Origin of the sequence: Coprococcus sp. AF99-45, assembly GCF_027663865.1 — a bacterium.
Lineage (GTDB): Bacteria > Bacillota > Clostridia > Lachnospirales > Lachnospiraceae > Allocoprococcus > Allocoprococcus comes.
This window is the reverse complement of record NZ_JAQDGZ010000004.1, coordinates 34,683-46,130: the sequence shown is the minus strand read 5'-3', so window position 1 is coordinate 46,130 and position 11,448 is coordinate 34,683. Positions and strand designations below refer to the sequence as shown.

Sequence of the window (11,448 nt, the reverse complement as noted above, 5' to 3'; positions counted from 1 at the left end):
TTTGGCGAATGTACATCATCGAGCTGCTAAGTGAGATGCTGTACGGAGTATACAGATCGAGCAGAAGTCAGCCTGCTCGATTATACGATGAGTCAAGTGCAGAGGCTGTACAAAGTATACAGAGTGGGCAGGAGCATCCTACTCGATCATAGTATGAGGGGTGAAAAAATGAACAGTTTTTTTCATGAAGCAGTAGAAGAAAATCCGATCATTGCAGCAGTAAAGAACATGGATGATTTAAAAATCTGCTGTTCTTTGGAAGATATCCGGGTTGTGTTTATTTTATTTGGAGATGTCTGTTCGATCCGTGAGATCGTCCAACAGATAAAAGATTCCGGGAAGGTTGCGATGGTTCATGTAGACCTGATAAGCGGTCTTAGCAGTAAGGAAATTGTCGTAGATTTTATTCGGAAAAATACAGAAGCAGATGGAATAATTTCCACAAAAGCCGCATTGATTAAAAGGGGGAAGGAACTTAAGATGTTCACAGTCCTAAGGTATTTTCTTCTGGATTCAATGGCATATGAGAATATCAGGCAGCAACAACACGCCGTGAAGCCCGATTATATCGAAGTACTTCCGGGTGTGATGCCGAAGGTGATCGGAAAAGTCTGTAAAATGTCAAAGACACCGATCATTGCAGGTGGTCTGATCTCGGACAAAGAATCTGTGATGGCGGCACTTTCAGCTGGAGCGATCGCAGTTTCATCTACGAATCATGAAGTCTGGAAAATGTAAAACAAAAGTAACAGAAGATATTTAAACAAAGTACAGGTATTTGAGGATGAGTAAGTAGCGAAGCGGCATAGAATATCCGCTTTACTATAAAACATGCAAAGCAGCGATTTTTATTAAAGGAGGAAAAAGAGTATGGCTAAGTATGTAATGGCACTGGACGCAGGAACAACAAGTAACAGATGTATCCTGTTCAATGAAAAAGGAGAAATGTGCAGCGTTGCACAGAGGGAATTCACACAGTATTTCCCGAAACCGGGCTGGGTTGAACATGATGCAGATGAGATCTGGGCAAGTATGCTTGGTGTAGCCGTTGAAGCAATGAACATGATTGGGGCAGAAGCAGAGGACATTGCAGCAATCGGTATTACAAACCAGAGAGAGACAACCATCGTCTGGGACAAAGAGACAGGAGAGCCGATCCATCATGCAATCGTATGGCAGTGCCGCAGAACTTCTGAGTATTGTGACAGTCTGAAGGAAAAAGGACTTACCGATAAATTCAGAGAAAAAACAGGACTTGTTATCGACGCGTATTTTTCAGGAACAAAGGTAAAATGGCTTCTTGATAATGTGCCGGGAGCAAGAGAGAGAGCAGAAAAGGGAGAATTATTATTCGGTACAGTTGAGACATGGCTGATCTGGAAACTGACAAAAGGTGCAGTTCATGTAACTGATTATTCAAATGCTTCCCGTACGATGCTGTTCAATATCAATACGCTTGAATGGGATGATGAGATTCTTGCAGAGCTGAACATTCCGAAATGCATGCTTCCAGAACCAAAACCGTCAAGCTGTGTATATGGAGAAGCAGATCCTTCTTACCTCGGTGGACCGATTCCGATCGCAGGAGCAGCAGGAGACCAGCAGTCCGCACTGTTTGGACAGACATGCTTCAATGCAGGCGAAGCAAAGAATACATATGGAACCGGATGTTTCATGCTGATGAATACCGGTGAGAAACCGATCTTCTCAAAGAACGGACTGGTAACAACCATCGCATGGGGACTGGATGGAAAAGTAAATTATGCACTGGAAGGTTCAATTTTCGTGGCAGGAGCTGCAATTCAGTGGCTGAGAGATGAACTTCGTATTATTGATTCCGCACCGGATTCAGAATACATGGCTAAGAAAGTAAAAGATACAAACGGATGCTATGTAGTACCTGCATTTACCGGACTTGGAGCACCGCACTGGGATCAGTATGCAAGAGGAACGATCGTAGGAATTACACGTGGCGTTAATAAATATCACATTATCCGCGCAACTCTGGAATCCCTTGCTTATCAGGTAAATGATGTTCTGGAAGCAATGAAAGCTGACTCTGGAATTGAACTTGCAGCACTTAAGGTTGACGGTGGAGCAAGTGCAAATGATTTCCTGATGCAGACACAGTCTGACATCATCAATGCACCGGTTAACCGTCCGCAGTGTGTAGAGACAACCGCAATGGGAGCTGCTTATCTTGCAGGTCTTGCAGTTGGATACTGGGCAAGTAAAGAGGATGTTATTAAGAACTGGGCAATTGATAAGACATTCGAGCCAAAGATTGCAGATGAAGAAAGAGAAAAACGGATCAAAGGCTGGAATAAGGCTGTCAAATATGCTTACGGATGGGCAAAAGAAGATTAGATTTTGACAGTAAAAAGGAAATGAAAACGGAACATTGAATAGGGAAAAGGGGGACTTATTATGTTACCTTATATAGCAGAGTTTCTTGGAACAATGATACTTATTATTCTTGGAGATGGAGTAGTAGCAAATGTGAACCTTAACAAATCCGGTATGAAAGGTGCCGGTGCGGTTCAGATTACATTTGCCTGGGGTCTTGCAGTTCTGCTTCCGGCATTTATTTTCGGAGAGGCTTCAGGAGCTTCCTTTAATCCGGCACTTACAATCGCGCTTGCAGTGGACGGAAGTTTTGCATGGTCGATGGTTCCTGGATATATCATCGCCCAGATCGCAGGAGCATTCGTAGGCGGCTGTATCGTTTATTTACTTTTCAAAGGACAGTTTGACGCCACAGAAGATCCGGGAACAAAGCTTGGTGTATTCTGTACAGGACCTTCGATTGCAAACACAGGACTGAATATTTTCAGTGAGGCAGTTGGAACATTTATCCTTGTATTTGCGATCAAGGGAATTGGAAACGTGACAGGACTTTCCACAGGCGTTGACAAATTATTTGTATTCGGAATTATCGTATCAGTAGGTATGTCACTTGGCGGACTGACCGGTTATGCGATCAACCCGGCAAGAGATCTTGGACCAAGACTTGCACACGCAGTACTTCCGATTAAAGGAAAAGGTGATTCAAACTTCGGATACGGTCTGGTTGTACCGATCATCGGACCAATCATCGGAGCAATCGCAGCAGTATTACTGTATGGGGCAATTCCGTGGTAAAAGTTCAGAATTGAAAATGGTAATGGCATGAGATGAGAGAGCCTGACAGGATAACCGCATAAAGGAAATGCGTTTACTTGGTAGGCTCTTTTTCATAAGCAGGAAGTTCAGGAAGAAAAAACAGTTATTAAGGAGTGATCTGGGAATGTATGATGTAATAATTATCGGGGCTGGAGTATCCGGTGCGGCAACAGCAAGAGAGCTGTCACGTTATAAAGTGAAGGCATGTGTAATCGAGAAAGAAGAGGATGTATGCTGTGGTACTTCCAAGGCAAACAGTGCAATTGTCCATGCCGGTTATGATGCGGCAGAAGGATCGCTGATGGCAAAACTGAATGTCAGGGGAAATCAGATGATGGAACAGCTTTCAAAGGATCTGGATTTCCCATTTAAGAAAAATGGCTCTCTGGTTGTATGTCTGCATGAGGAGGATATGCCGAAGCTTCAGGCACTGTATGACCGAGGTGTTGCAAATGGTGTTAAGGAGTTAAGAATTCTTAACTGTAAGGAATTGAAAGAAATGGAACCGAATATTTCCGATCAGGCGTATGCCGCACTTTATGCACCGACAGCCGGAATTGTATGTCCGTTTAATCTGAACATTGCAATGGCTGAGAATGCAAATGTAAATGGTGTGGAGTTCAAATTTGATACGGAAGTTACGGATCTTAAACCAATAGATGAGGGATGGGAGATCCATACAAATAACGGAGTTTTCCAGACAAGGTACGTGGTAAATGCAGCTGGAGTCTATGCAGACAAGTTTCATAATATGGTAAGTGAGAAGAAGATCCATATTACCCCTAGAAGAGGAGATTACTGCCTGCTTGATAAGAGTGCGGGAAGTCATGTGAGCAAGACGATTTTTGCACTTCCGGGAAAATATGGAAAAGGTATTCTGGTTGCACCGACGGTTCACGGTAATCTGATCCTTGGACCAACGGCGATCGATATCGAAGATAAAGAAGGAACCAATACAACAAGAGAAGGTCTGGATCAGGTGATCGAAAGAGCAGAGATGAATGTGAAAAATATTCCGCTCCGTCAGGTGATTACTTCATTTGCCGGACTTCGTGCACATGAGGACGGACATGAGTTCCTGATCGGGGAAGTGGAGGATGCAAAAGGATTTATCGACTGTGCAGGCATTGAATCACCGGGACTTACCAGTGCACCGGCAATCGGAGAAATGGTGGCACAGATCCTGAAAGAGAAAATGAATCTGGAAGAAAAAGAAGATTTTATCGCAACAAGAAAGGGTGTTCTGGATCCGAATACACTCAGCAAGGAAGAAAGAATGGAACTGATCAAAGAGAAACCGGAATATGGAAATATTATTTGCCGTTGTGAAATGGTTACAGAGGGTGAGATCATGGATGCGATCAACAGACCGCTCGGCGCCAAATCTCTTGATGGGGTAAAACGCAGAACAAGAGCCGGAATGGGACGATGTCAGGCTGGATTCTGTTCACCGAGAACGATGGAAATCCTGGCGAGAGAACGCCATGTGAGTATGTTCGAGATCACAAAATCCGGTGGAGATTCTAAAATTGTCACAGGTACTAATAAGGATTCGTTATAAGAGGGAGGCATTGCATCATGAGAGCTTATGATATTGTTATCATTGGAGGAGGACCGGCAGGACTTGCGGCTGCAATTTCGGCGAAGAAAAGCGGAGTGGACAGTGTCCTGATCCTGGAAAGAGACAAAGAACTTGGCGGAATCCTGAATCAGTGTATCCACAACGGATTCGGACTCCATACATTTAAGGAAGAACTGACCGGACCGGAATATGCAGGACGTTTTATTGATCAGGCGAAAGAACTGAATATTGAATACAAGCTGAATACAATGGTTATGGATATCAGCCCACAGAAGGTTGTCACCGCAATGAACCGGGAGGAAGGTCTTTTCGAGATTCAGGCGAAGGCAGTTGTCCTGGCAATGGGATGCCGTGAACGTTCCAGAGGCGCACTTAATATTCCGGGCTATCGTCCGGCGGGTATTTTCTCAGCAGGTACGGCACAGAGACTGGTCAATATCGAAGGCTATATGCCGGGGCGGGAGGTCGTGATCCTTGGTTCCGGCGACATCGGACTGATCATGGCGAGACGAATGACATTTGAAGGCGCAAAGGTTAAGGTTGTTGCAGAGCTGATGCCGTATTCCGGAGGACTGAAGAGAAATATTGTACAGTGTCTGGATGATTATGATATTCCGCTGAAGTTGAGCCATACCGTTGTGGACATCAAAGGGAAAGAGCGGCTGGAAGGAATTACACTGGCACAGGTGGACAGTCACGGAAAACCAATTCCGGGAACAGAAGAAGAATACAGCTGTGATACGCTTCTTCTTTCCGTAGGATTGATCCCGGAAAATGAAATTTCAAGAGGCATGGGCGTGGATATGAACCCTGTCACATCAGGACCAAAGGTAAATGAGAGCCTGGAAACAAACATCGAAGGTGTATTTGCCTGCGGAAATGTCCTGCATGTGCATGACCTGGTTGACTTTGTATCGGAAGAAGCCGGAACTGCAGGAAGAAATGCTGCGGAATACGTCAAACTGGGAGAAGAGCGCAGACAGGACGGAAAAGAGATTCGGATGAATCCGATTGAAGGTGTCCGCTATACTGTGCCCGGAACAATTAACGTAGACCGGATGGATGAAAATCTGACTGTGCGTTTCCGTGTGGGCGGTGTCTACAAGAACTGTTATATCAGTGCATATTTTGATGATGAGAGAGTGATCCACAGAAAACGTCCGGTTGTTGCACCAGGTGAGATGGAAGAGATTAAGCTGACAAAAGAGCAGCTTCTGAAATATCCGGATCTGCAGACCATCACAGTAAAGATTGAGGAGGCGTAGACGATGGAAGAGAGAAAATTGACATGTATCGGCTGTCCGATGGGCTGCCCTCTTACAGTTATAATGAATGGGAAAGAAGTAGTGGGTGTAACCGGAAATACCTGCAAGCGCGGTGATGTATACGCAAGAAAAGAAGTGACGAATCCGACGAGAATCGTAACTTCGACCGTGCGTGTGTCCGGCGGAAGCATCGATATGGTATCGGTGAAGACAAAAGAAGATATCCCGAAGGGCAAGATCTTTGAATGTGTGAAGGCGCTCAAAGGAATTGAAGTTCCGGCTCCGGTTCATATTGGGGATGTGATTCTTGAAAATGTGGCGGACACGGGCGTGGATATTGTTGCGACGAAGAATGTTGAATAAAAGGAAAAGAAGGAGAAGTCCTGTATGGTGACGGAAAGGGTTGCCATATGGGACTTTTTTATATTGTATTCTGGAGAAACATTTTGTGATTTCGTGAAAATCTAAGTATAAACATTTCTGTTTTTCGTTAAGAAATGGGTATAAACATTTTCTATTTTCGTTAAAAACTAGCGTAAAACATTTCTGTTTTTCGTTAAAAAGCAAGGAAAAACATTTCGTGTTTTCGTGAAAAAATGTATAATAGGAGAATCGAAACATTGCGCAGGAGGACTTTCATGGAACCATTCTATTATACCAAAATGACGAAACAGCAGCAGGCAGCATACCATGTAATCATGCAGGGAGCGAATGCACTTGCGGATGAATTTCAGATACCGCGCATAGAAAGTGCGGAGCTTTATGATGTCTTTTTCAGACTTCGGCTGGATCATCCGGAGATTTTCTGGATGACAGGATATAAGTATAAATACTATCAGGACTCTCCGAATCTGATCTTTGTACCGGAGTATCTGTTTGACAAAAATAAAATCCGGGAGCATCAGAGGGCAATGTCCTCCAGAGTAGAAAAACTTGCGCGGGCGGCAAAAGATTTGTCTGAATGGGAAAAGGAGAAATATATTCATGATTTTATCTGTGATAATGTGACTTATGATAAGCTGAAAAAGGCGTATTCCCATGAGATCATCGGTCCACTTGGACATGGAGTTGGCGTATGTGAAGGGATTGCAAAATCTGTGAAAGTACTCTGTGATGCGCTTGGAATCTGGTGCATGATCGCAGTCTGTGGTAACAATCCGGAAAAAGGGATCAAGTACCGTCATACTTGGAATATCGTAAAAATTGGTGGTACATATTATCATCTGGATGCAACTTTTGACAATACGCTTGGTAAACACAGTGCGGCAGGACAGGAGATCCGCTATGATTATTTCAATCTGGACGACAAGAAGATTTTCCGGGATCATGAACCGCTGATCGCACCGGCACCGGTCTGTACGAATGGGGATCATTTTTATTATCGGGAGAAGAAACTTTCCTTTACAAAAGAAGAAGATGTCTATAAACGGTCGCTGCAGGCGGCTAAGAAGGGCAGGACATTGACCTTTCAGTGGAGAGGTGGCTATCTGACAAGAGAAGTTTTGGAGAAACTTTTGGATCTGCTCCGGAAAGCCGGAGAAGAGAAGCAGAAGGCTGCCAGGATCAGCCTCAATTGGTCGCAGGCAGTGATCAGTGTCAGTTATGTGGAGGACAGAGGACTTGCCTGTGTGGATATGGAAGAGGCAAATGAAGGAGAAAAGGAATAGATGAGTGAACTGGAAATACAGGAAAATATGTCAGCAGAGGAAGCGTTCATGGATACAGAAAGTGCATATGAAGAAATTCCGGAGGCCTTCCAGAAGCTTGCCCAGTTACTCGGTCAGGATCAGTTTGAACTTCTGTTTCCAGACAAAGATGTGGAAAACCAGGATGAAATGCGTCTGGTGTATCTGATGAATGATGCAGTGGAAAGCTTTCTGGTATTCTCTGGTGCAAGAATGACCGGACATTATCAGAAAGATTATGAAGGAGAGCTGGACGCAACTTTAAGCCAGGAGGATGGAGAATATGTACTTGTCGTATATCAGGGCGAAACGGTTGTGACCATTTTCTTCCAGGATCTTTTGCTGGAGATGAATCTCTATAATTACGGAGATGTGGGACATTTCTGGGTGAAAGGGTATGAGTATCTGCGGATTCTGGAATACCGTCTGGCGATTCTGAATGATAAATGTGAATACCTTGGAGAAAAGGCAACAAGTGATACAGAACGGAAACTTGCAAAACTGGTACATTTTCCTCCGCTGAACTATACCTGTTATCCGGCAGTTCCGGCAAAATATATTGTCCCGATGGAAGATCCGTGGAATCCGACCGAAGAGGCAATGGTTGTGATGGAAGAGCTCGTTAAAGAAGCAGGGGATAAAAGTCTGTTGTGGTGGCTGCAAAGATACCGGAGATATCATGGAAAAAGAATGAGCAGATGGATTGCCCGATTATTACATCGGGAGAAACATGCGGCGGTTGTAGACTTGCTAAATAAAAAACTTGCCAAAGAAGCGGAAAATTATCCACGGAGGGATTTTGGGGAGAAATTTAATCAGAAATATCAGAACATTTTGAAAAAAGCCGAAAAAAGAAAAGCAGAGCTGGAGTCAAACGGACAGAAAGTTACACTTGTACGTGAGGAGCCATTTGCTGCGGCAAGAGATTCGGTAGATTTCAAAGTGTACCTGATGATTTGGAAAGAAAAACAGGGGAACCGTGTTGCTGAAATAGAAGAATTTTAGCAATGGATGATATGAGAACTTAGAAAATAGAAACAGGTCAACGGAGTGAGACTCAATTGATATTCAAAGAGAGGAACAAATACAAATGATCAACCGAGAAGATATGCTGGAATTGACGCGGCGGATGACGCCTGCAAGAACATCATTCACAAGAATAGCAGGCTGTTATGTAGATGCAGACGGAGATTTTGACGGAAGCTTTAACATCAACTTCCTCAAACTCTCTGCGTCAGAAAAAACAAAAAATCTCGCAATCGCCAAAACGATTCCATTTGCAGAGACAAACACAAAACTGAAAAAATACGAGATCCAGCCGGAAAATCAGAAAGCCGGAAGTATGTGGCAGCTTTTGATGGCGCTCAGAGACTGTGAACTCAAAAACGATGCCCTGATGGATACTCTTTATGATATCATCATGGAAAACATCCGGATCTCCACCCCTTACGCGATCTATGTTTTCCATGATAACTACGATATCCCAGCCAAAGCCACCGACAAAGAACGCCTCGGAGAATCCGAAGAGATGTTCCCATATCTCATCTGCGCCATCTGTCCCCTTGTCGGCGAATACGAACCTGGTTCTCCAACATCCGGCTTCCTCTTCCCCGCCTTTACAGACCGCAGCGGTGACCTGAACCATATAAATATCTATGGCATAACTGAAAAGAAACGTGAAGAACTTGGTAGACTTATATCTTTATAATAATGTGTTGTTGGAACTATTTTAAAGATACAAATTTTTAAAAACTAAAACAAATCATTATACTCAAATTTATGAATATGGTTAAAACCCTAGACAAACAAATCACCATCAGCCATGCGCAGCGAGCTGATGCTCCACAAGGGAAAATTTTCAAGTTGCAGGAGTACCAGAAAAAACGGATAAATAAATGGATCGGGTCAGATTCGCTTGAGCACTATGGAGATGAGACTCAGGATGTTGTGGAAGCCATTGCTGACACAATATACGTTTTCAGAGGCTCATCGGAATGCCCAGTGCGTGGGAAGCAGACCCGATCCATTTACTTATCCGTTTTTTCGTATCCCTTCAACAACCTAAACCCTATTCATCCATCAGCAAGCTCCGAAATTCCGTAAAGAAGCGTCCCTGCTCTTCTTTGGTCATCTTAATCAGCATCTCCAGGCTTTCCATACTGATCCGCCCGGCTGAGAACAGCAGTTCCGTATAATCCCATTTCGTATATCCATACTTTTTTTCCCAGTCGCAGATTTTCTTCATTCCATAATAATAGCAGGTGAAATATCCCGGCGCATTCTGGTGTGCCTGTACCTGGGCGCGGGCAGTTACGCGGTCAAAGCCAAGCTCTTCTTCGTAGATTTTTACAGCATCTTCCAGTGTCGCTCCAAAATAATACAGCTGCAGATCAACCAGGATACGGACAGAGGCATGATGACGGCGGAATGCAACGAACAGAGGGAAGAACGGGTCTTCCGCAAAGATAAAGGTAAATGCGCGTTCAGTACGAATACAGGTTCCCTCTTCCAGAGGTACACTTTTTGCTCCTATTTTTACAGTTTCCGGTGTTGGATCGATCGCTGCACGGATAAACTGGACATGGTGTCCCGGATAAGTTTCGTGCATGGTATTCATCTTGATCCAGCCATCGGTAATGTTCTGATAATTATACTGATTCAGGAACATCTGGCCGCGGAGCGGTTTGACACGGAAATCACCACCCTCATAACCGCCCCAAGGGTAAGAATCCTTATAGCAAGGCGGAAGCGGAACGCACAGACAGGTTTCATCTTCCGGAAGACGTACATATTCATGAGCGACAGCACGGGTACGTTTCAGATAATTTCTGGCACGTGTATACATTTCCTCGGCACTGTCGCAAGGACCGGCATAGCGGAAAAGCACATCGCTGACTTCTTTCATTGTCTTCGGAGTTCCTTCCGGAAGCTCTAATTTGGAGGCGATTTCGAATACTTCAGCACGGGTCTTTTCAATTTCTTCTTTATGCCATGCAAGCAGTTCGTCGAGAGATACACCAAGACGGTTTTTCAGAAGGCTGCGGTAAGCTTCCGGATCCATCTTGATGGTCTTTGAGAGATCATCCTTTAACAATTCTTCAGAGTCAGACTGGCAGTCAGAAACGAGTAAATCTGCCATTTCCTGAAGCTGATCGATAAAAATCCGGAAGGACTGTGATAAAGATGCAATCTGTTCTTCTGTGAAATCCGGGAAATATTCATTTAACAATTTCTGGTCGCGCTGCATATCCAGCCTTGCGCGGGCAAAGGCAGAAGAAAGGGAAGCTTCATTTTCTCCGTATTGTGTGTGGATCAGATTAAGGATCAAATCCTGATTTTCATGGAATGCCTGTAATTTTCTGGTCAGGAGATCGAGACGTACTTCATTAGAACGCCTGTCACAGCGAGCGATTTCCTGAAGATAATAGACAAAATCCAGGAGAGGTGCTTCCGGATTGTGTTCTTTTTCTTCGATAGTAAATTTAAGAGAATCCAGGAAGTCATTCAGATGATGCTTCACCAGACGATAGACATTGTCCGGTGCATCCAGGTTTTCAACCTGTGTTTTTAAATCGTTCCATTTTTCGCAGACCGACCTGATCTTTTCGGGAGTCGGGAGAAAAAGGATATTTTCAAAAGAACGGTGGCTTTCGAGTTGGTCATGCAAAATGGCAAGTTCTCTGTCAAGTTCGCGGTAAGTATTGGTTAAGTCAGTATTTTTCATGAGTAAATGGCACTCTCCTTTTTTAGAAAT

10 protein-coding genes are annotated in these 11,448 nt (G+C 44.1%); 9 read left to right on the top strand and 1 reads right to left on the bottom strand.

The window, feature by feature from the left end:
* Nucleotides 1-168 precede the first annotated feature (168 nt).
* From PGR14_RS04480 to PGR14_RS04440, 9 genes are all read left to right on the top strand, one after another.
* On the top strand, nt 169-738 hold the full coding sequence (locus PGR14_RS04480; RefSeq protein ID WP_022220048.1) for a glycerol-3-phosphate responsive antiterminator: 570 nt from the start codon (nt 169-171) through the stop codon (nt 736-738).
* A gap of 132 nt (nt 739-870) precedes the next feature.
* Nucleotides 871-2,367: a glycerol kinase GlpK gene (glpK, locus tag PGR14_RS04475; protein WP_008373317.1), complete on the top strand. Its 1,497-nt coding sequence runs from the start codon at nt 871-873 to the stop codon at nt 2,365-2,367.
* 60 nt (nt 2,368-2,427) lie between these two features.
* A complete protein-coding gene (locus PGR14_RS04470; RefSeq protein WP_022220047.1) occupies nt 2,428-3,141 on the top strand; it encodes an MIP/aquaporin family protein in 714 nt (237 codons plus the stop codon).
* A gap of 145 nt (nt 3,142-3,286) precedes the next feature.
* Complete coding sequence (locus tag PGR14_RS04465; RefSeq protein WP_270223056.1) at nt 3,287-4,723, top strand: NAD(P)/FAD-dependent oxidoreductase; 1,437 nt, start codon at nt 3,287-3,289, stop codon at nt 4,721-4,723.
* A 17-nt stretch (nt 4,724-4,740) separates the two neighbouring features.
* Entirely contained in the window at nt 4,741-6,009 is a 1,269-nt protein-coding gene (locus PGR14_RS04460; RefSeq protein ID WP_008373326.1) for an NAD(P)/FAD-dependent oxidoreductase, read from the top strand.
* A 3-nt stretch (nt 6,010-6,012) separates the two neighbouring features.
* Complete coding sequence (locus PGR14_RS04455) at nt 6,013-6,372, top strand: DUF1667 domain-containing protein (RefSeq protein ID WP_055155468.1); 360 nt, start codon at nt 6,013-6,015, stop codon at nt 6,370-6,372.
* A gap of 275 nt (nt 6,373-6,647) precedes the next feature.
* Nucleotides 6,648-7,676, top strand: a complete 1,029-nt coding sequence (locus PGR14_RS04450) for a transglutaminase domain-containing protein (RefSeq protein WP_270223054.1) — start codon at nt 6,648-6,650, stop codon at nt 7,674-7,676.
* Nucleotides 7,677-8,699 (top strand): DUF3878 family protein, encoded by a 1,023-nt coding sequence (locus PGR14_RS04445; RefSeq protein ID WP_270223053.1) that lies wholly within the window; start codon nt 7,677-7,679, stop codon nt 8,697-8,699.
* 85 nt (nt 8,700-8,784) lie between these two features.
* The gene (locus PGR14_RS04440) at nt 8,785-9,402 is read left to right on the top strand and encodes a DUF4317 family protein (protein ID WP_270223052.1); all 618 of its coding nucleotides are present in this window, start codon (nt 8,785-8,787) and stop codon (nt 9,400-9,402) included.
* Nucleotides 9,403-9,762: 360 nt separating this feature from the next.
* On the opposite strand, the gene PGR14_RS04435 is transcribed toward PGR14_RS04440, so the two are convergent.
* A complete protein-coding gene (locus tag PGR14_RS04435; RefSeq protein ID WP_270223051.1) occupies nt 9,763-11,418 on the bottom strand; it encodes a DUF885 family protein in 1,656 nt (551 codons plus the stop codon).
* Between the last annotated feature and the right edge of the window lie 30 nt (nt 11,419-11,448).